Here is a 20972-nt window from a genome sequence, read left to right on the forward strand (position 1 = left end):
GGCTGCCTGCTAGCGCGCGATCACGGATGTGCCGGACGGCACCATGTAGCACGCCTGCGCTTTCTTGCACGCATCTGCATTGAGTTCGGCGATCTGGCTGGCGAGATACTGCTCCGGGGTCAGCCCCATGCGATTGCGATAGGCATTATCGGCATCAGCCTTGGCGACCTGCTCCTGTTCACGCTGCCGCTCGGCCGTGGTGGCCTCGACAAGCGTCTTGACCCGCTGCTGCTGTGCAGCGGTCAGGTTCATCTGCTGTAAAACATCCGGATTGGGACGTGCACGGCCCAACGTGATGTTCTGAATCTCGATCGGCAGCCGCTGCTCCTTGACCAACGCACGGACGTTCTGCGTGACTGAGTCGTCGATTTTTTTGGCGGTGTCGGGATCGCTCATCATCTTGGTCATGTCGTAGCGTTTGACTTGGTCGCGCACAATGGACGCATATTGGCTGGCGACGTTGTTCTTGAACCAATCCTGCCCGAAGCCGGACAACAACGATGCCGGTGCGCTGATCCGATACTGAATCTGGGTGGAGAAATCCAGCAGGATATTGTCACTGGACGAAAAGTCATCAAAGGCCACCTGCACGGTCTGCGGCGTCACATCCACATAGGTAGCGGACGTGGTCAACCACGCATACGTACGACCAGGATCACGCACATCGTCCAGGCGGATTCCCCTTTTCCAAACAACAGCGGCTTGTCCACAAGGACCGCCTGCTGGCCTGGATCCGGCGAAACCACCGTACACGCACAGAGCAAGCCGGCCAATACAATGGCCAGAGTGGAATTTTTCATCGATGCCCCCTGAATGCCCGGGCGCCTATCCGCCTGGTTGCGTGAAAGACTACCGAATCATTCAGGCGATCGCATCCCCGCTCGCGGCCTGGAACCTGGTCAATGATCAGCCCCCTGAAACGCTCCACCATCGCTCCGCTCCGTCAATCGCAGCGCAACCTCTTTCCAGATGGAGCAGACCTCACGTCATCCTGTGCTGCGGCGTGATCGATTGCTCTCGCTGCTGCTGCTCCTGCTGCTGTGACTGCTGCTGCGTCTCGCCCAAGGACTGCAGCTGTGCCAGGGATTGCGCGACGGGCTGCGCGATCGCATCGCCCGTTTTCATATGTGCCATCTTGTGCGCTGGGTCGTTCAGAGCTCCCTCGACAACAAACACGTTCTCACCCTGCCGCGCGGAGGGCGTGTGTTCGCTCAATACAACATGATCGATCCGCGACAGACCGTGCTCCTTGGCCAGGGACGCAGAACTTGCCGCCAGGCGCGCGCTGTTTTCGTCGTACTCCCTGCCAAGCCCTTGCTCAAGGCGGCTTACGGCCTCCTCGGCCTGGCGATGGAGCGGGTCTGTCGGCGTGCCATCAGCAACCAAGCGGCCGGTATCGGTCTGTGTTTGGTTATCGGACAAGATGAGTTGCCACAGGTCTCGCTCGGGCTTCGGGTTGCGCACTTCCCTGTTGAACTCACTCTCCGGAAACGGTGCCCTGAGCTTCTGAATTTCAGGCTCGTTATGCAGCACCTTCGGCTCGCCTTCATAGCCCTTTATGCCTCCGAGGACGGTCTGGCGATAAAGACCGGCATGATTCAGTGCCGCCCAGCTGAAATCGACGCATGAATTGGAGAATGAATCGTATTTCATGTCGAAGCCATGTTTCGCAGGGTCGGCGGAAAATTCGCGGATTTTCTCGTATTGCTCCCTGGTGATCTCCATCGTCCTGGCGTACTCAGGGTCCCTGTAATTTTCTACATCTTTTCCGGACACCTCACCAGGGACTTCGTCCGAATCGCGCCCCTGGACTCTTGATCTTCCGCTTGGTGCAAAGCCGAAGCTTTCATGGATATCAGCGTGGGAAGTTTCCAGATACATATGCCCGGTGAAGGATGTTCCCCCTTCCTTTAGCGGCGTACCGGGGGATGCAAGATAAATTGTGAGAAGGTAAGGATCTTCCTTGGCCATGAACTATTTCCCTTTATTGAAATAAGCAACAATCAACTCAACATTCTTTACATTCAAATCCGGCCGATCATCCTTGAGTTCAACAACAAGGCGATATCTTCCGGGCACAGTTCTTTCCACCTGGGCCAGACTCAACACGCCATACACCGAGCTCTGGTCGAGAAGTCCGGCATCCTTGAGCATTGCACTGTCTACGCTGGTCGATGTGGTACCAGACACCTCACCACTTTCGGCAACAGGAAGTCGACGACTCAAGTCTTTGCTGATACTCGTCAGCGCAATCTGCACTGGGGCTGCACCATCCACGCGCGTCAGATGCAATCTCGCCGGGAACTCTCCACCATTAATCAGATCCTTGGCCTCGTACATGGATGTCGCATCCGCAGCCCACACACGCAGGCCCAGCATCAGATCGGCAGATGCCCCAGGTCGAGGCGGGGGAAGATCGAACTCCAGATCCGCAATCATGCCGGCCTTGTCCAGGGCGACGGGGCGCGTTAGTGGGACCACAGTTCGCTTCGCGGCCACCTCGCGGCTGATCGGGGGCGCCGGTTTCGACTGCTCTGGAGCAGCGCCGCACGCGGTCAAACCTGCCATCGCCAGTGCAAGAGTGAACCGGCAAAAGTATGGAACCGCAAATGCTGGCATGGCAGGTCCTTCCTGACTGGACGTGGTGTGGGCATCCCACAAAGCCGCGTTGCCGGCCCTGCGTGCGACCCGATTCTAAGCGCTGTCAGCGTCGATGAGAGAACTGGCAACCGCATGCGGCGGCAGCACACCCGCTCGGCTAGCCCCAATCACGACTCCGTGCACGTCTGGGGCTGTCGCAGCCTGCAGCCCCTCATCCGTCGCGGCAGAGGGATCGCCCCCCCTCCAACCCGTCGATTGGCGCCACGGCCCCACAATCGGCGAAAATGCCCAAGCGGCTGCCCCAGGCTGGTCGCCAGCCGGCAGCCCGCTGTCGTCCTCACCTGCGTCCCTTTGTGCATTCCCGGCTGCCCGCCGTCCTTGCCACGGCCTGTGCCGCTTCTTTCGGATCTACCTTGAACACCACGCCCCCCGCACCCCCGCCCACCGACGACCTGCCCCTGACCGACCGCCTGCGCGCCGCGCTGGATCTGCTGGAGGCGATCGAGGCCGACCGCAGCGTGCTCGACGCGTTGCCCGAGGCCGACCGCGTGCGCCTGCACCAGGTGGTGGCCAAGGTTTATCACCCCGAGCCGAAGGCGCGCCGGCAGCTGCTCAAGCAGCGCGAGCGCGAGCGGCATCAGGAGAAGGTGCGTAAGGCAGAGGCGCTGCTCGAACAACGTGGTATCCGTGCGTTGCGGCGCAAGCCGGTGTTCAGTACACCGAACGTCTTCCCGCCGCACGCCGCCGGACTGCACGACGCCCACAACGGCGAGAACGCATCCGAGACGCCGGAGCCGATGCATTCGCCCGAGCTGCGTCACTGCTATGTGTGCAAGCAGAAGTTCACCCAGCTGCATCACTTCTACGATCAGATGTGCCCGGCCTGTGCCGAGCTCAATTTCTTCAAGCGCACCGAAACCGCCGATCTGCGCGGCCGCGTGGCGTTGCTCACCGGCGGACGGGTCAAGATCGGATATCAGGCTGGCTTGAAGCTGTTGCGTGCCGGTGCCGAGCTCATCGTCACCACGCGCTTCCCACGCGATTCGGCCGCGCGCTACGCGGAAGAACCGGATTTTGCGCAGTGGGGTCATCGCCTGCAGGTGTTCGGCCTGGATCTGCGCCACACGCCCAGCGTCGAGGCGTTCTGCAGCCAGTTGCTGGCCACACGCGAGCGGCTGGATTTCATCATCAACAATGCCTGCCAGACCGTGCGCCGCCCGCCGCAGTTCTACGCGCACATGATGGCCAACGAAACCGCCGCACTGGATGCACTGCCGGACACCGTCCAAAAGCTCGTTGGCCATTACGAAGGCCTGCGCACGCCCGAGTTATTGCGTGAAGCCTCGGCTACCGCGCTGCCGGCCGTGCACGGACGCGGCCTGGCCGATGCCGATGGCCTCACCCGCGCCGCCGAGCTGTCGCAGGTGGCACTGCTGGACGACGAGCTGGTCGGGCAGGAGCACCTGTTCCCGGAAGGCCGTCTCGATCAGGATCTGCAGCAGGTCGATCTACGCGGACGCAACTCCTGGCGCTTGCTGATGGCCGAAGTGCCGTCGGTCGAGCTGCTGGAAACGCAACTGGTCAACGCCATCGCGCCCTTCATCATCAACGCGCGGCTCAAGCCGCTGATGCTGCGCACGCCCGAGCGCGACAAACACATCGTCAATGTCTCGGCGATGGAAGGGCAGTTCTACCGCAACTTCAAGACCACCCGCCACCCGCATACCAACATGGCCAAAGCCGCGTTGAACATGATGACGCGCACCTCGGCCGCCGATTATCAAAGCGACGGCATCCACATGAACAGCGTGGACACTGGGTGGGTCACCGACGAAGATCCGGCCGACATCGCTGCGCTCAAGGTGCAGCAGGAACGCTTCCACCCGCCGCTGGACATCGTCGACGGCGCCGCCCGTATCGTCGACCCGATCATCCACGGCGCCAACACCGGCGAGCATGTGTGGGGGCAGTTTTTGAAGGATTACGCGCCGACGGATTGGTGAGTGGTGGCAATACAGGCACGCGTCGCAGTGATGCGATGCGTGCCGGCGAGTCATGTTCGCCAACATCGTTTGGAAGCGAGCGCGCTTGCGGTTTCTGCTATTGCGCATCCACCGTAGTAGGGCGGAGAGCACTGCCGCCGTGACTGCGCCCAGCCTTTGCGCCTGCGTCGCATCGGCAACGTCGCGTGTCCATCGCGCACAGATGGTGCCGGTATCCAGACGGGCGCGATGTCCCAAACCAACGCCGCAATCGGCTGTGTGCAGCGCCGGTGCAGGCGTCGCCATCGCGCTGCCGCACAGAATCGAACCGCATCGCTTGCATCGTGCCGGCGATGCTCAGCGTCGCAGCCGCAACGCATCCTTATTGGCCTGTGCGCTCGCAAGCACATTGGCGGCGGAGATGACCTCATGCAGCTGCTGCCGGAACGCATCAACCTGCTCGGCAGGCACCTCGCCTTCAAAGCTGCCTCGGTCGAAGACTGGCCTGGCTTGCATGAAAAACCCGTCCCGTCCTTGAACGACGAAGTTGAAGCACGCCAACCACCGTGGATCGGGATTGCTCGACAACTCGACCATCAGCTTGCTACTGGAGCGCCCTGTACTGCCAGGCGCGACGGAGACGGCTCGCGCCGTGATCTGGTTCCCACTATTCATGCCGCATGATCAGGCTCGACCTGTCGCAGTACCGTGATCCGCAGAACCGCGCAGAGTGCAAGCCCAGGTGATCGCAGGCACTTCACGACAGCGTCACTCGCGCCAGAGCGCGGGCTACATGGCCATTTTCATGCACAGCGGATCAATAGCGCAGCGCCTCCGCCGTGGGTGCAACCGGCGCAAACCGCGCATTGCTGAAGTCATGCAGCAGCCGAACCACCTGCTCGCCCTCCTCGGGATAGCGCCGGATATCGCTCTTGCGCAGCCGATACAGGCAGCCGCCACGCGCGAACACCAGGTCGCCACCGTCCCAATCGGCCCAGTCGGTGCCGGGCAAGTCCGCCAGCACGTCACCATCGCGATCCAGCACACGGTGATCCAGCGCACACCACGCATCGTTCTGACGCCCCACGGCATGCAGCAGCGATTGCAGCCGACGCCCGCCACCGCCGTCCTTCTCCCACACGCGCGGGCGCGTGAAGCGGTAAAGCACCCTGCTCCGCAGGCCGCCCCGCTCCCCCTCACCGACGTCGATCACACGCCAACCATCGCGCTGCGGCAGCACGCTGTCGATCGGCTCGTCTTCGCCACCGCCAGACCATTGCCCGAATGGCCGTACCGCCATCGTGTGCTTCAGCTGAAAGCCTGTCGGTAGCGGCAACGGCTCGCGACCTTCCTGCGGGCGATGATTCAGCAGCAACGTCTGCTCATCTTCGAACGCACCGCCGCCGCCCCAGGAATCGCCCTTGGGCCAAAGCGCCAACGCCGTCAGAAACGGCGGGCGCGACAATGCCGTCCAGGTGCCGAAATAGCCTTTGTGCTTGGCCGCGAAATACACCAGCAACCGCCCCGACGGCGACAAATCGCAACGCCGCTCGTAGATGCGGCCCTTGAACCATTGCCCGTGCCCGAAGGTGTCGGTGGCGCGATCCCAGCGGATGAGCTGCACCTGCTTGCTGGGCCCACGCCGAAAGATCACGCCGGTGCGCGCCTCTCGCGCCAACAGCGCGTAGAGCCGTGTGCGCGAAGCCAGGCGATCCTGGTGGTGGGATGTCGGGTCCATGCTGGTGCCTCCGTGCTGCCTATCCTACGCAACCGTGCGACACCTGCGCCGCCCCTGCCCCACCCGCGGCCAGGGATCGCCCAGGGTTCCAGCGCAACGCAGCACCTGCAGCGGCCGTCTGGCCGACATCCCCACCCGCGCCCGAAGCTGATGCGGCAAAGCCTTGTCGCCCGTTTAGCATTGCTGCGTGCATCCTTGCTCGCAGACGCCTCGCCCCGTCGCCAGACGCAAGGAACCGCTTCTGATCACGCTCTCACGCCGCAAGCTTCTCGAGGCCGGCCTCATGGCCCTGGCCACCTCCACATTGCTCGGTGCCTGCACACCACAGGACACCGCCCTGCAGACACGCTGGACCCAGTGGCAGGCGAAATGGCGCTGGATGGAAGCCATCGCCCGCAAGCGCGACTGGCAGGTGACGCCGCTGCTGATCGCCCCGCCTGCGACCGAACGTCAGCTGCTGTCGCTCGAACGCGGTCACCACATGCCGATCCCGACACAGCTGCGTCGCGTGCTGCGCGAGCTGTCGGCAGAGGTGATCTTCGGCTGGTACGTACCCTCGCACCTGCGCGCGATGGAGCAGCAAGACCTGCCGTCCATGAGCTGCAACCGCGACGCGGTGTGGAGCCTGACCCACATCGACACGATGGCACTGCCCGTGTTTCTGGACTGGAAGCAGGAGCTGGCCAATCGCGACCTGTCCGAAGCACCCAACAGCCCTGCACTTTGGGAACACCAGTTTGCCTTCTACACCCTCATCAACGGCGACTGGCTGACCATCGACACCACGCACCCGGATCCCACCAGGCAACCGGTGCACTATTTTTCGCACGAGCTGGAAATGCTGCACGGCCTGGCGCTGGCCACGGATTTCTTCAGCTTCATCACCCAGATGTCGGCGTTGGGCATGGCCGGCACCGAATGGGCCTCGTGGATGCGCTTCGGCAATGGCCAGAAAAACGACACCTTCTACTTGGATGCCGGCAGCGAGGGCGCCAAGGCCTGGCTTGCCTGGCTGGAGCGCGACCCCGCACAGCCCGACAACGACACACCGCCAGTGCCGATAGTGGAGCGCAGTGCGGCCGATCGCGCATTGCTGGACGCAGCACGCGCCAATTCGCTCGTCGGTGTCGAGGCGGCATTGCTGGCAGGCGCCGTGCCCGATTGCACGCCGGACAGCGACTGGCTGAGCGAGCACATCGCGTCCGATCAGGAATTTTCCACCGCCATCAACTACGCCACCCGGCATGACAATACGGCCGTGATCGCGCGCCTACTCACGGCCGGCGCAACGCTCAACACACGGTTGCTACCTCTCAATACGGCGGTCAAACACAGCACGCTGGCCACCGTACGCTGGCTCATCGCCCACGGCGCACGCGTCAACGGCTGGGCCAATCAGCGCTATTGGCCGCTGCACGATCTGGTGGTCACCCGCGGGCCCATCGCCGCAATGACCCGCGCCCAATACCGTCAGCACCTGATCGACAGCATCAGCATCGGCAGCCTCGACTCGCTGGATGCCATGATCGCCCACGCCAAGGATGCACAGACCCGCGAGCGCTATCGCGCCGCCAAGCATGCCCTGCAGCAAGCCAGCGAGGAGGCGGTGAAAGACGTCGACAGCAAGCTGCGCAACCACCTCAGCCTGCAGGACTATCTGGACATGCTGGAAGCACTGCTGGATGCCGGCGCCGACCCCGACGCACGCTGGGACAACGGCACCACCATGCTCGACTGGGGCGGCGTCGCCACCGCACGCGTGCTGCTGGCGCACGGCGCCGATCCCAACGCGCGCGACATCCACGGCACCACTCCGCTGCACACCGCCAGCACCGGCGAGAAAGTGCGTGTGCTGGTTGCCGGCGGCGCCGACATCAACGCGCAGGCCATCGCACAGAAGCCCGACGACTCGCTGCACTACACTCCGCTGCAATCGGCCCTGCTGTCCCACACGCTCGACGCCGATAGCCCCATCACCGCGCTGCTGGAACTGGGTGCGGACGCTACTCGCACCGCAGCCGATGGACGTTCGTCGCTGGCCTATTGTTTCCAGCCAGACTTGGTCCGCCTGATCATGGCCAAGGGTCTGGACCCGCTCGCCCTGCAACCGGGCCAGCAAACCCTTTTGCATAACCTCACCTGCCATCATTGGTTACCGCGCCACACGTTTCCAAAGGAAGTGGCCTTTCTCGATTTTCTACTGAGCCTGGGCATCGACATCAACGCCCGCGACACCCGGGGCCGCACCCTGCTGCACTACGCCGCCGAACAGGAAAGCAATGACGAGAGCGCGCCCAATTACGCGCTCGTGGTCGCCAGGGGTGCCGACAAGACCATCAAAGACAACGATGGCAAGCGCGCCGTCGATCTGTTTGCCGCCTCGTTGCAGACGGTGCGGGCGGCATTGCGGTGATGTGCATCAAGGGTGATGGCAATGTACATCGCTCCATAACCTCCAGGACGCCAAAGCAGACGCATGGACAGGAAAAACAAGATCTCCCTTGTGACAATGACATGCCTTGCATCTACGGTATTTTCCACCGCCATCTGCCTCGCGCAGCCGCCTGACGGCGCGCCCGAACCCGCAGCGATCTTGGACCACCCTGCAGCAAGCGTCGCTCTTGTGCCCGGCGAATACATCACCGAAAAGGGATGGGGGCATCTGCGACTGACCAGGCACAAGCAATCGCTACGGTTTTCTTTGGAAAGCACTAACGGCCAAGCCATGTGCTTTCTAGAAGGCGTGATCGATGGAAACCAAGGCATCGCCACAAGCGAGATGGGTCCCACAGATTGCAAAGTGCAGTTTGCGGGCAACGCCGAAGGTATCGACGTGACCACCACCACGCCGGTCGAATGCAAGTCTTTGTGCGGCTATAACGGCGGTTTCGAAGCCCCCTACCTGCGGGCCATAGCCGGCTGCAGCGGTAACTCCCTAGTGCGCACGCGCACGGCGTTTCAGCAGCATTACGACCGCAAGGACTACAAGACGGCATTGGCCACCTTGTCCCCGGTACTGGCGCAATGTGCGCCGACACTGGACTGGGAAGAAGAGGGAGATATCCGCAATGATCTGGCAATCACCCAGTACAAGAACGCGCTCTATGCGCAGTGTCTGGAGACCTTGAATGCCTACGCGGAAGACGCAGCGACAGAAGACGAAGCGGTGATGGAGAACTGGCCACCGATCCTTGCGGACCGCTATCTGGCAATCGTGCGCGCAGCGCGAACCAATCTTTCGCTATGCAGGAAAGGGCTAGCCAGGCAAAAGAACTAAAGCATTAAATTCAACCGGCATTACTCCGAGCGCGGCTCAACGCTTCGCAGTACCAAGATGCCCATGGCGCAACCTCACGTCTGGCGTCCGCAGATCCGCAAATTCGACCACAGTTTATCCTCCCTGCGCTGCGTTCTGAAACTCGATAGGTGCTTGATAGCCCGGATACTTCTTCTTGATCAGGATGCGATCGGATGGCGTGACACAGCTATCTTCCAGGGAATTGGCCACATGGGCCTCGTCCACGAAGAAATCTTCATAAGGCAACGGCAGCACGGATGTCTCTCCGTCGCGATCGAACTTCAGCAACAGGCTGTCATCGCGTTCGAAGCACAGCGTCTTCCAAGGAAAATCGGTCAATTTGCCGGCTTCGACCACAGCCGAATCCTTGCCGGCCAGCAGCGTCACAACATGCTCGGAGAACTGTTTTTTTGAGATCGGCGGCTCGGTCATGGCGCATCCTGCAAAAGTGGCAACGACCACTGCGGCCGATGCCGAAACGTAAGAACGGAAGATAGCGAATGGCATACGGCGCGGCTCCTTCCTGCGGTAGAGCGATGTTTTACCAGAAGCGGACAGCCGGCACAGCACCTCGCCTACCTCCCTACAGCGTGCGGTTGACGGAGCGTGTAAGAGCCCCAGACAAATTGCACTAGGCATCACACCATCCGGTGTTGAGGCGCAATCGACTGCTCTCGCTGTTGCTCCTGCTGCTGGGATTGCTGTTGGCGCTGCGTTTCGCCCAAGGCCTGCAATTGCGCCAAGGATTGCTCGACGGGCTGCGCTATCGCCTCGCTGGTCTTCATATGCGCCATCTTATGAGCGGGATCGTTCAACCCGCCTTCGACAACGAAGACATTCTCGCCCTGCTGCACGGACTTGGTGTTCTCGCTCAGCACGACATGATCGATCCGCGACAGCCCGTGCTCTTTGGCCAGATGTGCGCTGCTTGCTGCCAGCCGGGCGCTGTTGTCGTCGTACTCTCTGCCAAGACCCTGCTCAAGGCGACGAACCGCATCTTCGGCTTGGCGATGCAACGGGTCTTGGGATAGCGATGCCAGCTGGTATGTCCCGCTTTCCGGGATGTTGACCGCACCTGGTTCAGTCCGTGATGCACCACCCTCACGCTGAACACGCGCTTGGCCGAGCTCGATACCTAGGCTTCCTGACTGGAAATCCTGCACTGTTACCGACTGTCCCCGCTCGTTGCCAATCAACAGATCAGCACCTTGGATACGGTAAGTAGTTTGACCATCTGCACTACGAAAGACACCTTCTGGATCATCCGCTTGCCGGGTGCCTCCGGTCAGTTGCCGGCCATTCCAAAATAGCTGACCATTTCGGTCGGCATCCTGCACTACATCACCATCGTTAACGATGTAGGTGTCATGACCAGCCCCACCACGCAGTACGTCATGGCCCGGCCCACCTATCAGGACGTCGTTGCCCTGTCCGCCAATCAGGATGTCATTACCTCCGCCTCCTAACAGCAGATCGTTATTGCTGACCTCTGCGCCGTTCCTCCGGCGGGTGGCATCGATTGTCGCGGCGTGATCGGCATCCACGACAACCCGCGCAGAGTCCCGACCCGCATCTACATGGATCGAGCTTGCGTTGAATGTATCATTATTCAATCGATCTGCAATTTCAGGATGTTGCTCACGCAGGTCAGAAAGCAGGCACAAGCGCGCTGGATTCAACGACTCCGCAAGGGTTTGTACATTGCCTCGCCCTTCCAACAAGGTTGCATAATCCCGATTAGCTTCTGCAATCAAGTTACGCTGGCCGGGATTTCCATCGATACCCACACCCCAGCGAGCTTCGTCACGGTTGATGCGCTCGCGATGTTGCTGATACATCTGGTAAGTAGACAGCGCCTCGTCGCTTGTGACGTTATTTGGATCGCTGTAAAGGCCAAAGAGTTCGGACTCCAGTACACGACGCTTGCGAAGGCCCGCTTCCGCAGCAGCATTGCTTCCCCAGGCGTTGTAGCGCATCTCGAACCAGGCCTCGGAGCGATCTCCGGCCAATACAACATCCCGAAATGGTTGCATGTTGGTGTTATACGAACCCGCGCCACGGTTGTAGACGAGCGACACAAGCGCCGCACGCTCTTGTGACATTGGCATGTTCAACGCATTGATTGGCCGATCGTACTCAGGCATGGACGCGGCTAGCAGCCGGTCCCCTTCTGCAGCATTGAGCGTACGATCAAATTGCAGACCAAGCCTTGTGCGATCTCCAGGCGCTGCAGCATCGATCGCTGCCAATTGTCTGCGCTGCGCATCCGAGAGATCGATGCCGGACTCACCCCAGATCGCAGCATTGTTTGAGCGATTAAATGTATAGCCATAGCCGATTTTGGCCCGACCATCGCCGACATCCTGGGAGCGCGCGTGCAAGCTTTCAGTGAGCTTGACCAGATCACCGGTGAGCGCGTTGTACTGCTCTTGGGTAAGCTCGCGATAGTTGATAGGCATCACTGATCTCCTTATCTAAAACTACATTAAATTAGAGTAGTCCCCGATCTGATTGCAGATCTCTGCAGGCGGATTACCCACCCTCACGACTCTCCGCTTTCCTTCTGCGGCCTTTTCCTTCGGCGCGACGATACGGTAAACAAGATACAACCCTTGTTGCGTCTCCCAGAGGCCAAACGTGGACATCTCTGAGAAGCGATAACTTGCTCCATCGGACCGGACTGCCTCAAAGCTACATTCCGCATATGAGCCCCACCCACAACTAGCGTCCAAGCGCTTCAACCCGCCTCGACCGCCAAGATCAAAGCGATAAGAACGCCCGCTATCATCTTCGGAGACCTGTGGATTTACTTGTAGGGCTTGCGTCGAACCTGCGCCCCCCCAACCACGGGATTGCTCACAAAGCGAGTCGCCGGATGGAGCACTCATGTCCGCGCCCGCGGATACCACCGTACATCCTGTGATGAAGAAGAGCGCAAGCGCCACGCAGCCAACAGACTTTATTTTCATGAAAATTCCTTGCGTGCGAATAAAATCGTACAGAAATCGACCGTTGGCACAGGCAGCCGCGTAAGGCCTTGGAGCGAGCAGGGCGTTTGAAAATCTGCGCTTTCATCCTCATCCGACATGATGGTTCTCCTGGATCACACCAACCTAGCTCGATCACTTACACCTACGATATTGCCTGACTGACTCGCCGTCAGAAATGACAAGGTGTTCGCCCTTCAGGACGTACAAATTATCAGTTCTTGTCCCTGGTGCGAAATCCGCGATTGCGGAGATAGCCCAAGCGTGCGGATTAGTAGAGACAAGCCTGACTGAGACCGGCGTCTCCTGATGCTCGTACCCACGCAACCGGGCTTTCTCGATGTGTATGGGCGAATCCGAATCAGGATTCACAGGCAGCTCGCAGGATTGTGGGCCCAAGTCCCATACCCCATAGAGTTCTATGGGATATGCAACATGCTGACGCGTCTTCGCAGCGGACACAGCGCTACAGCCAAGAACAAGAAGTGCTACTGAAAGTAAAGCAATCGATATGCGCATACCTGGCCCAGCCCCGCTGGTTATGTAAGGTCCTAGACTTCGTTTTCCTTCGCGTCGTCCATCATGGAGCATCCTTGGTCGGGACGGTTGGCCTTTTGAACCACGATACCGCCACTGCGACTTCGTTCCAGCTACCGTCGCGCTCTGCGGGATGCGGCCGGCAGCTCCACCGGCGGCAACACCTCCATCAACAACTGCCCGTCGCTCGCAGTGATGCGGAGCTTGGTGCCGATAGCAAAGCCCAGTTGCTCCAGCCATAGGCCGCTGAGGCGGACGTGAGGCACGTGCTGGTCGCCGGCGTGGTCGTGGGCGCCGGGGTAATGGGTGTATTGGCGCGGGCGGCGGGCGCGGCGGGGTGCGCGTAGCGTGCCGGGGCCTTGCGGGAAGGCATCCGAATCGGGCAGCAGCATCGGTGGCAGCTTGGTGCGGTCGGGTTCCACAACGACCCACTGCACTCGTTTGGGCGGCGCTGCGCGTGTACGCGTGCGGGTGGGCCGTGCGTTGGCGGATGCCGTGGGTGTGCGGCGGCGTGTCATGGCGCATCCAGGGGGTGCCGCGTGACGGTTACAGCCACGCACTGCTGCACTGCTACTGTACTGCGTGCGAACCGGCGGCACGAGGTTTGCGGCAACGTACCGAGCTGGCGACTCAGCGGTCGCACGGGAGCGTCGCTCACCTGTTCAACAGCAGCGCGTGCGGCGAGCCGGCGCAGCACTGGGGCCACATCCCACCGCAGGGGGTGAGCGGAGGCTGGCAATAGATCAACCGGGGCAGATACCTGCATGGATGATGCGGTAGACATGGCAACGCCCTCCTGGAACAACCCAAGAACCGCCGCCAACGGCGACGGGATGTCGGGAGGTTCGAAACCGCTAAGAGCCGGCGGGCGTATTTCCCTTGCGGGTGTTGTATTAGCCGCCCTCCCGACGCAGGCATCGCATCGGCTTGTACCTGCAGGATGCAGGCACAAAAAACCCACCGGTTTGACGGAGGTGGGTACCGCTCTTAGAGGAGTTTCGACGCTCCTTGGGATTAGATTGCTAGGGCAAGGTATGGCGTGTGAATAGCCACATAAGACCTTTGCCTGGCTCCGTGCCCGCAGGGCAAGCACGCCTCGAATGCTTGGCATCGATCGCTCAGCCAGTGACTCGTATCGCAAAACCGAAGATCCGTTCTCAAGGAGTTGTGCACTGCGACCGATGCAATGGTTTGCTGTTTTCGGTATACCGCGCTCCGCGCCACTTGAAGGAACGACATGTCAATCTTGCGAAGAATTTCGGAGTCAATTGTAGGTACCAAGGAGGCAATCAAGGAGAAAGGCGATATCGGGGAAACGGATCTTTGCAAGTGGCTCGGCGACTCTGGCCTGTCCTACGTTGCGGTCTGCCAGGCAAGGGAAAGCTTCGCCCCACTCTTCACAGGCGAGATCAAGCGACCGGATTTCATGGTCCTGCTCGACTCCATCGGACTGATTGCAGTTGACGCCAAAAACTTTGACTTGAAGGAGTGGGACGGCTCGCCCTGCTTCACACTAAGCCTGCAGAAAGAGCTGCTGAAAGCGGTCGCGTTCGAGCGCATGTTCCGTATCCCGCTCTGGTACGCCTACAGAGGCGAGGACAATGACAACGTCTCCTGGTATTGGATCAGCGCGCTCAAGGCCGTTGAAGTGGGAATCAAGCGCGATGGCCGCCATGGTGATTTCCTGACCATCGGCCTCGAGCACTTTGCACATGTGGTCAACCCCGATGACATGGCCAAGCTCTATACACAGCGGCTGCCCGGTGTTTCCAGGATCGCTGCCCTTCCGGTCACGAACTGAACGCGAATCGGCATCTGCAGACGTGAAGTCAGATTCCGATCTTGCGTCCGAACTTCCGCCGACCATCGTGGTCTTCACGCTCATTGAGGAGGGGTGAATGTTCAAGGATATGATCGCTGCCGGTGGCCCTGGCCTACTCATCCCAATCGTGTTGTTTGCGCTCATCATTTATACAACGCGCGGCTTCTTCGATCTTCATGGCAGGCGAAGCCAAAATCGACGAGAATTCCTGGAGCACTGGGACCCCAAGCGCGCAGATGACGATCTATGGCTTGAGGTCACCGTTCGCCATCTCTATGGGCAACTGTTACCTGCTCATGTCATTCGCACCGCCCTGAATCACCCACACTGCAGCCAAGCATTGATGGACCTTTCTGAGATCTGGGAGTTCTACCATTACGACTCAGACACCCAAACGGTTAGCTGGGCCCACACGCGGCACAAGCACGCATATCGCAGATGGTTGAACCACCGCTGGTCCTTGGCGCGCTATTTCTTGCTTGCCTGCCTGGCAATGGTGGCGACCTATTTCGCGACCCTCGTTAGCGGACTCTCGCAATGGATCTACGCAACTGCTGCAGCACTGTGTGGGATTGGTGCGTTCATTAGCTTGTGGCGCTGCGACGTAGAGAAAAAGGCGACCGATGCCGGCGAGATTTGGATCAAACGAATCAATGATCCTGCATCAAAATCGAGGTTTGAAAGTGATGGAATAACTTCGCGCAATGCCGCCTAGATGCAGCTGCAAGCGTACTGATATCCTGCTAGTCGATGACCTTCGCTTCATGGGAGTTTCTACATGCCATCCAATATCCCCTATGACCCCGCTTTAGCGCTCGGCAACCTAGTTAGTAAAGAGCGGCTCGACATGCTCGAGCAGATCGCCTCCACCCAGGCACCTGCAGATGCCGCTGAAAACACGCTAAATTCTTTGATCGCAGTCAAGCACGCACTGGACATGACGTCCCAGGAGCTCGCCATGATGGGTATCGACACGACGGAACTGGACGCGGAGCGGGCGCAGCTTGACAGGTCGATTTCCGAAGCCGCTGAGTCCTATGCCAAAGCCAAGATCAAAGCAGTCAAGGATACGCAGTCGTTGCACGCCACGGTGCCGAGCATCAGCGATTCGACAGAGTCTCCCATCGACCATAACCGAAGCCATATCAAACAGGAGCCGCTTTCTGCGGATGGCCTGAGAATGCATGCTCAATACTTCAGCTTTGACTCTAGCAACCTGGACGCCGGAACTCACGCTTCCAACGTAGCGAAGTTCATCAGCAAGCATGTCAGTCATCTGGGTAGCGCGCTTGCTGTCCAAGCTTTGCGCTCTTCGGCAAGCCAGGTCCATAGCCAGATCAGGGACCATAGCATCGCTGGAACACTCGTTATCGCCGTCACTTGCGTTCACAAAGATGCTGTGTTTCTCGCTCCATTGATCCTCGATGCAGACAAGGGAATCCAGGCGTTCAATGCGTGCTTCCCTGACGAGACGATCAAGACTGGTTCACTCTCTGCCATGCAGGACATCGCAGCCAGGCCAGATACAACGGGGGACAAGGCGCTGACTGTCATCTCCGGAGCCACTTTGGGTTCTTGCTTCATCGGGATGGCCCACATCAGCAGCACTACGCAGATCAATACAGCTATGGAAGGCGTCGCTTCATCACTGCAAACCCAGTTCACGATCGGAAACTGGTTTGGAAGCGTCAATGGCGTTTCTGGCATGGGCAATTCGTTCGGCGATGATGCCAAGTTATTACTGTCCTCACAGAACATCGTGTCGCAGTGCACGCTGACCACCATCGGTTCGAGCTCGTCCGCCACACTGAACCAGTTCAACATCGGCGCCCTGGAGCTATCGGGTTACGATGCATCGGAATCGATGAAGGCCTCGCCACAAGTTCAGGGAGTGCAACAAAATCTCCAGGACCCAATCGCACTTGCACAACCTACTGAACATTCGGGCCAGAGCTTTGTTGCGACGAAGTCAGACCAGATGGAGAGCATGCTCTCGGATCTAAAGGAGAGTGATGATGGGGAGGAAAAAATCGTCGATATCAATGCGTTGGTGGCCGCACTGGATGACTATGTGGAGAAGTGTGTGGCTGGCAGGATCGGCTTACCCATCACTTACTACACCAAGCGAGTCACGGCCAGCCAGCTGGCGCAGAGTTGGATTGAAAAGTACTGCCCTGCAAGCAATCGACCGTCTCCATAGGTGCTACTAGTCCGCGTGAAAGAGGCGCAACCACCGGCGGCAGCGCCAGTTGTACCAGTTACCTGGATGGTCGGCTTTTATTCTGCTGACGGAGCCTATTTGAGCAAGCTGGTAGTGAATCGAGCTCCGCAGGATATTGGGGGAAAGTCATGGATCAGCAGGAGAAGGCAACAATTTGGGAGGGGGCAAGCGAGGTTGCTGGTGATCGGCTCCACAAGAACCCATCGCTTCGACGGAGATGGACGCAGCTACGAGTTGCCTACGCCCATCATCTTCTGACTCTGCCTGAATTCAAGCGCATCAGGGATGTCGTGAAATGTAAGTAGATCTCCAGCAAGCTCTGCGAGCAAATTCTTCGCATCTGTCGGCGTTGCACGGAAGAATTCGCGACGATGGTTTACAAGGTTTGCCCGGCTCTCAGCCAGCCGTGCGTGCATTTCACCTTCGATTCCAACAGCGTCCGTTGAGAAAAATAGCGCATGCACATCGAAGTTGAAGGGCACTGATGCATCACTGAGTTCGCGGATACGGTCCATCGGATCCAGACGACGCGTCATACCGACCTTGATCAGCGATTCACCAAAAGATCCAATGTTGGAGATAACGTAAACGTAGCCCGCCCTGATGTTGGCTACGCGATAGTCAACTTCCGCAATTGCACGCTCAACCTCTGACACCTGGGCGCGCATCCGCTCTACAGCCTCTGAATCACCCTTGGCCAATAGCGCCTGTAGCGCGTTGAGGTAATGTTGGCGCTCCTTCTCCAGCTTCAAACGCTCGCGCTCCATCTCCTGCTGGGTTTTGCGCTCTTCCCGCAGCCGCTCGCGCTCTTGCCGTTCCAGTTCCTTCTCTTCGGCTTTCTTCTGCACGAAATCCGCAGTGAGCTGCAATTCTGTAATACGAAGCTGCAGGTACTCATGCGTGATACGGATGCTCATGGTTTTGCCCAGGCGCTGGATCGTCTTGGCTACTTTTTCAATCCGATCGATGGCCGCAGCAAGTGCGTATGGCTTCAAGCCACGCACCAGAACATCCGCTTCTGCATTGAATGCCCGCAGCATCAATTTGCTGTAGTCCCGAAGCATGGTCTTGCCCTGCGCTTCTGAGCCGTTAACGGTCCAGCCAATTGCAGCGACAACAGCGCGGCCATCTGCCTTATTCAGCTCTTTGATAAGTCCGCGAATATGATCAAGGCGATCCTTGTATGCCACCGCGTCTTGCAACGGATGCGCATAGTCGTAAACACCGGATTCTTGCAGCAGGGCGCGTTCACGGGTTTCGACAACTTCCTTGCGTAGCTCTGCGACCTGCAGCAATAGCTCATCGCGACTTGCCTTCAGTGCCGTAAGCTGATCTTTCCATGCTAGCGATGCAGACGCCAGCTCAGCATTCAGTAGTTCCAGCTCTCGCTCACGCTCCAGCTGGCTAACACCTCCAACGCGTGAGAGTGTCGCGTAAATCTCGTCCCTGTCCTTCGATACAGTAGCAAGCTCATCTAGTACCTGGCGTGTGAAACGCCTTACTCCGAAAAACGGAATTTTTCGATTGGTGTCCATACCTGCTCCCACGTCGATGCTTGACCTCAGCTAAGGGTCCAATCTTGCCATGCTTCTCCCTTCTTACGGAGAAGCACTATTTACCAGATTTGCGATTGGTTGCCGGGGCGGGATAGCGGCACAGGACTCCTGACCTTGAGGTCTCATATTCAAAAGCGTGAGCGCGCCCTCATTAGCACTGCGGAGAACCCAGAATTTGTGGTCTCAAATAGCAGGCCCGATGAGTTCTAACTTTCATAACCCCTTCTTCGCAAGTAGGTTCTCGCACATCTCTTGCGCATGATTGCATTGCCCACACTGCGCGAGTGCTACGCTAGGGCCATACCAAGGAGGGGAGCTTTAATGGCAACGCTGATTCCCAGTCGATCGAGTAGTGCTGGCCGGATGACATCTGGCGAGCGGCGCTTTTCGCAGCGCCTGGAAGATAAGCTCGACGATGAGTACATCTGCTGGTACGACGTGCCGATCGGCCCCAGTCATCGGCATCCAGACTTCATTGTGCTGCATCCCTATCGCGGGATCCTGGTGCTTGAGGTCAAAGATTGGAAGCTGGAAACAATCGCTGAAATTGACCGCGACAGCACTGTACTCCATACCGAGCGCGGCCGTGAGGTAACGTCCAATCCATTGCGCCAAGCTCGCGACATTTGTATCGAGGTCGGCAAGTTGATGCTCAAGGATGCAGCTCTGCGCCTTCCGGAAGGAAGCAAATACCAGGGCAAGCTCATCATGCCTTGGGGTTTTGGCGTGGTGTTTAGCAACATCAGCCGCGCCCAGTTTGACGAGGCCGAATTAGGCAATGTGATTGCGGCAGGTAGCGTGATCTGCCGGGACGAGATGACCGAGTCGGTGGACACCGAGGCGTTCCAGGAACGGCTCTGGGACATGTTCCCTACCACGTTCTCATGCCAGCTCAGCTTGCCGCAGATCGAGCGCATACGTTGGCATCTGTTTCCGCAGCTACGTATCGTTCCTCCTGAGCAGGTGCAGTTGTTCGCTTCAAGCCAACCTGACAAACCTATTGCCATCCCAGATTTGATCAAGGTGATGGATGTGCAGCAAGAGCTGCTTGCTCGCTCGATGGGGGATGGCCACCGCGTGATCCATGGCGTGGCAGGCTCTGGCAAGACAATGATCCTGGGCTATCGATGCGTTGAGATTGCAAAGCGTCAAGGCAAGCCCGTGCTGGTGCTCTGCTACAACAAAACGCTTGCCGGCCGCCTGGAACACATCATTCACGCGCATGGTGTGCAGGACCGCGTGAGTGTGCGTCACTTCCACGGATGGTGTGGTGAGCAGCTGAAGTCCTACGGCATCAAGCCTCCGCCCGCACAGCCAAACGCCCAACAGTATCTGGACGCATTGGTCAGCAAAGTCATTGCAGCAGTGGAGTCGCAGCAGATTCCGCGCGCACAGTACGCGGCAGTGATGATCGATGAGGGCCATGACTTTGCACCCGAGTGGCTGCAAATCGTCACGCAGATGGTCGACCCGGAAACCAATTCGCTGTTGCTGCTCTATGACGACGCGCAAACCATCTACAGCACAGGCGGACGTCGAAAGTTCAGCTTCGCGAGCGTTGGCATCCAGGCCAAGGGCCGCACCACCATCTTGCGTTTGAACTACCGCAACACCTTGGAGATCCTTTCCACTGCAAAGGCCTTCGCCCAGGAGCTCTTGACCGGGGAAGATGCCGATGAAGACAACGTGCCCGTAATTGCGCCAGAGAGCGCAGGACGCCGAGGCGCCGTCCCCGAGCTGATACAGGCGACCAACATTTGGGAAGAATCACGCATCATCGCCCAACAGGTACGCGAAGCACTCAACAACGGTGTAAGCGCCAACGACTTTGCGGTTCTTTGCCGCAACAAAGCACTTGCTACCCAGATAGCTTCGCGTCTCCGAGCTGCAGAACTTCCAGTGGTCTTAGCTGAAGAGGGCAACAAGCGACACTTATTCGATGGCGAGCCTGCAGTTAAGGTTTTAACCATGCACTCCAGTAAGGGCCTTGAATTTGAGTCTGTATTTATTCCGGGCATCTGTGGAATCGGACAGCGTATCCACACAGATCCAGAAGAGATGAAACAGGAGGCCAAGTTGCTCTACGTCGCAATGACACGCGCTCTTGGCACTTTGACGATGCTCCACCATGCCAGCACACCACTCACCGAACGTATTGGCCAAGCCGTTAAGCAAATCAGAACTCGGCTAGCGGCATAAAATTAAAAAATATTTGTCATTGAGGAATAGT

General features: G+C 59.0%; 15 protein-coding genes and 1 pseudogene. 7 read left to right on the plus strand and 9 right to left on the minus strand.

The window, feature by feature from the left end:
• Positions 1-9 precede the first annotated feature (9 nt).
• The 3 genes and pseudogenes from ABQZ00_RS17490 to ABQZ00_RS17500 all read right to left on the minus strand — a co-directional run bounded on the left by ABQZ00_RS17490 (position 10) and on the right by ABQZ00_RS17500 (position 2619).
• Positions 10-800, minus strand: a pseudogene (locus ABQZ00_RS17490) (SPFH domain-containing protein).
• A gap of 181 nt (positions 801-981) precedes the next feature.
• Positions 982-1971, minus strand: a complete 990-nt coding sequence (locus ABQZ00_RS17495) for an XVIPCD domain-containing protein (RefSeq protein WP_323538612.1) — start codon at positions 1969-1971, stop codon at positions 982-984.
• 3 nt (positions 1972-1974) lie between these two features.
• A complete protein-coding gene (locus ABQZ00_RS17500) occupies positions 1975-2619 on the minus strand; it encodes a hypothetical protein (protein ID WP_323514397.1) in 645 nt (214 codons plus the stop codon).
• 395 nt (positions 2620-3014) lie between these two features.
• On the opposite strand from ABQZ00_RS17500, the gene ABQZ00_RS17505 reads away from it, so the two are divergent.
• Positions 3015-4604, plus strand: a complete 1590-nt coding sequence (locus tag ABQZ00_RS17505) for an SDR family NAD(P)-dependent oxidoreductase (protein WP_323538611.1) — start codon at positions 3015-3017, stop codon at positions 4602-4604.
• A gap of 336 nt (positions 4605-4940) precedes the next feature.
• On the opposite strand, the gene ABQZ00_RS17510 is transcribed toward ABQZ00_RS17505, so the two are convergent.
• Both ABQZ00_RS17510 and ABQZ00_RS17515 read right to left on the minus strand, forming a co-directional pair.
• The gene (locus tag ABQZ00_RS17510; protein ID WP_115552843.1) at positions 4941-5258 is read right to left on the minus strand and encodes a hypothetical protein; all 318 of its coding nucleotides are present in this window, start codon (positions 5256-5258) and stop codon (positions 4941-4943) included.
• Between the two features lie 142 nt (positions 5259-5400).
• On the minus strand, positions 5401-6321 hold the full coding sequence (locus ABQZ00_RS17515) for a hypothetical protein (protein WP_323538610.1): 921 nt from the start codon (positions 6319-6321) through the stop codon (positions 5401-5403).
• A gap of 283 nt (positions 6322-6604) precedes the next feature.
• On the opposite strand from ABQZ00_RS17515, the gene ABQZ00_RS17520 reads away from it, so the two are divergent.
• Together ABQZ00_RS17520 and ABQZ00_RS17525 are read left to right on the plus strand one after the other, a co-directional pair.
• Positions 6605-8734 (plus strand): ankyrin repeat domain-containing protein, encoded by a 2130-nt coding sequence (locus tag ABQZ00_RS17520; RefSeq protein ID WP_323538609.1) that lies wholly within the window; start codon positions 6605-6607, stop codon positions 8732-8734.
• 63 nt (positions 8735-8797) lie between these two features.
• Positions 8798-9598 (plus strand): hypothetical protein, encoded by an 801-nt coding sequence (locus ABQZ00_RS17525; RefSeq protein ID WP_323538608.1) that lies wholly within the window; start codon positions 8798-8800, stop codon positions 9596-9598.
• Positions 9599-9712: 114 nt separating this feature from the next.
• On the opposite strand, the gene ABQZ00_RS17530 is transcribed toward ABQZ00_RS17525, so the two are convergent.
• The 3 genes from ABQZ00_RS17530 to ABQZ00_RS17540 all read right to left on the minus strand — a co-directional run bounded on the left by ABQZ00_RS17530 (position 9713) and on the right by ABQZ00_RS17540 (position 13661).
• Complete coding sequence (locus ABQZ00_RS17530; RefSeq protein WP_082473530.1) at positions 9713-10051, minus strand: hypothetical protein; 339 nt, start codon at positions 10049-10051, stop codon at positions 9713-9715.
• Between the two features lie 206 nt (positions 10052-10257).
• Positions 10258-12078 carry an XVIPCD domain-containing protein gene (locus ABQZ00_RS17535; protein WP_323538607.1) on the minus strand — a complete coding sequence of 607 codons (1821 nt, stop codon included), beginning with the start codon at positions 12076-12078 and terminating at the stop codon, positions 10258-10260.
• Positions 12079-13256: 1178 nt separating this feature from the next.
• Complete coding sequence (locus ABQZ00_RS17540; protein WP_323538606.1) at positions 13257-13661, minus strand: SymE family type I addiction module toxin; 405 nt, start codon at positions 13659-13661, stop codon at positions 13257-13259.
• 719 nt (positions 13662-14380) lie between these two features.
• Between ABQZ00_RS17540 and ABQZ00_RS17545 the strand changes: the two genes are divergently transcribed.
• From ABQZ00_RS17545 to ABQZ00_RS17555, 3 genes are all read left to right on the plus strand, one after another.
• A complete protein-coding gene (locus ABQZ00_RS17545) occupies positions 14381-14944 on the plus strand; it encodes a hypothetical protein (protein ID WP_047128025.1) in 564 nt (187 codons plus the stop codon).
• Positions 14945-15041: 97 nt separating this feature from the next.
• Positions 15042-15680 carry a hypothetical protein gene (locus ABQZ00_RS17550; protein ID WP_323538605.1) on the plus strand — a complete coding sequence of 213 codons (639 nt, stop codon included), beginning with the start codon at positions 15042-15044 and terminating at the stop codon, positions 15678-15680.
• A 63-nt stretch (positions 15681-15743) separates the two neighbouring features.
• A complete protein-coding gene (locus tag ABQZ00_RS17555) occupies positions 15744-17165 on the plus strand; it encodes a hypothetical protein (RefSeq protein WP_323538604.1) in 1422 nt (473 codons plus the stop codon).
• Between the two features lie 248 nt (positions 17166-17413).
• Here ABQZ00_RS17555 and ABQZ00_RS17560 read toward each other — a convergent pair whose 3' ends face one another.
• Complete coding sequence (locus tag ABQZ00_RS17560) at positions 17414-18721, minus strand: SNIPE associated domain-containing protein (RefSeq protein WP_323538603.1); 1308 nt, start codon at positions 18719-18721, stop codon at positions 17414-17416.
• 384 nt (positions 18722-19105) lie between these two features.
• On the opposite strand from ABQZ00_RS17560, the gene ABQZ00_RS17565 reads away from it, so the two are divergent.
• Positions 19106-20941, plus strand: a complete 1836-nt coding sequence (locus ABQZ00_RS17565) for a 3'-5' exonuclease (RefSeq protein WP_323538672.1) — start codon at positions 19106-19108, stop codon at positions 20939-20941.
• Positions 20942-20972 lie beyond the last annotated feature (31 nt).

It is taken from the genome of Xanthomonas sp. WHRI 10204, assembly GCF_040202875.1.
Classification (GTDB): domain Bacteria; phylum Pseudomonadota; class Gammaproteobacteria; order Xanthomonadales; family Xanthomonadaceae; genus Xanthomonas.

What these genes read in the sequence shown, in the direction of transcription:
- ABQZ00_RS17500 (WP_323514397.1), bottom strand. Translation starts at nt 2,619, where the DNA reads ATGCCAGCATTTGCGGTTCCATACTTTTGCCGGTTCACTCTTGCACTG.
- ABQZ00_RS17535 (WP_323538607.1), bottom strand. Translation starts at nt 12,078, where the DNA reads ATGCCTATCAACTATCGCGAGCTTACCCAAGAGCAGTACAACGCGCTC.
- ABQZ00_RS17565 (WP_323538672.1), top strand. Translation starts at nt 19,106, where the DNA reads ATGACATCTGGCGAGCGGCGCTTTTCGCAGCGCCTGGAAGATAAGCTC.
- ABQZ00_RS17495 (WP_323538612.1), bottom strand. Translation starts at nt 1,971, where the DNA reads ATGGCCAAGGAAGATCCTTACCTTCTCACAATTTATCTTGCATCCCCC.
- ABQZ00_RS17555 (WP_323538604.1), top strand. Translation starts at nt 15,744, where the DNA reads ATGCCATCCAATATCCCCTATGACCCCGCTTTAGCGCTCGGCAACCTA.
- ABQZ00_RS17550 (WP_323538605.1), top strand. Translation starts at nt 15,042, where the DNA reads ATGTTCAAGGATATGATCGCTGCCGGTGGCCCTGGCCTACTCATCCCA.
- ABQZ00_RS17525 (WP_323538608.1), top strand. Translation starts at nt 8,798, where the DNA reads ATGGACAGGAAAAACAAGATCTCCCTTGTGACAATGACATGCCTTGCA.
- ABQZ00_RS17530 (WP_082473530.1), bottom strand. Translation starts at nt 10,051, where the DNA reads ATGACCGAGCCGCCGATCTCAAAAAAACAGTTCTCCGAGCATGTTGTG.
- ABQZ00_RS17560 (WP_323538603.1), bottom strand. Translation starts at nt 18,721, where the DNA reads ATGGACACCAATCGAAAAATTCCGTTTTTCGGAGTAAGGCGTTTCACA.
- ABQZ00_RS17540 (WP_323538606.1), bottom strand. Translation starts at nt 13,661, where the DNA reads ATGACACGCCGCCGCACACCCACGGCATCCGCCAACGCACGGCCCACC.
- ABQZ00_RS17545 (WP_047128025.1), top strand. Translation starts at nt 14,381, where the DNA reads ATGTCAATCTTGCGAAGAATTTCGGAGTCAATTGTAGGTACCAAGGAG.
- ABQZ00_RS17510 (WP_115552843.1), bottom strand. Translation starts at nt 5,258, where the DNA reads ATGAATAGTGGGAACCAGATCACGGCGCGAGCCGTCTCCGTCGCGCCT.
- ABQZ00_RS17515 (WP_323538610.1), bottom strand. Translation starts at nt 6,321, where the DNA reads ATGGACCCGACATCCCACCACCAGGATCGCCTGGCTTCGCGCACACGG.
- ABQZ00_RS17520 (WP_323538609.1), top strand. Translation starts at nt 6,605, where the DNA reads ATGGCCCTGGCCACCTCCACATTGCTCGGTGCCTGCACACCACAGGAC.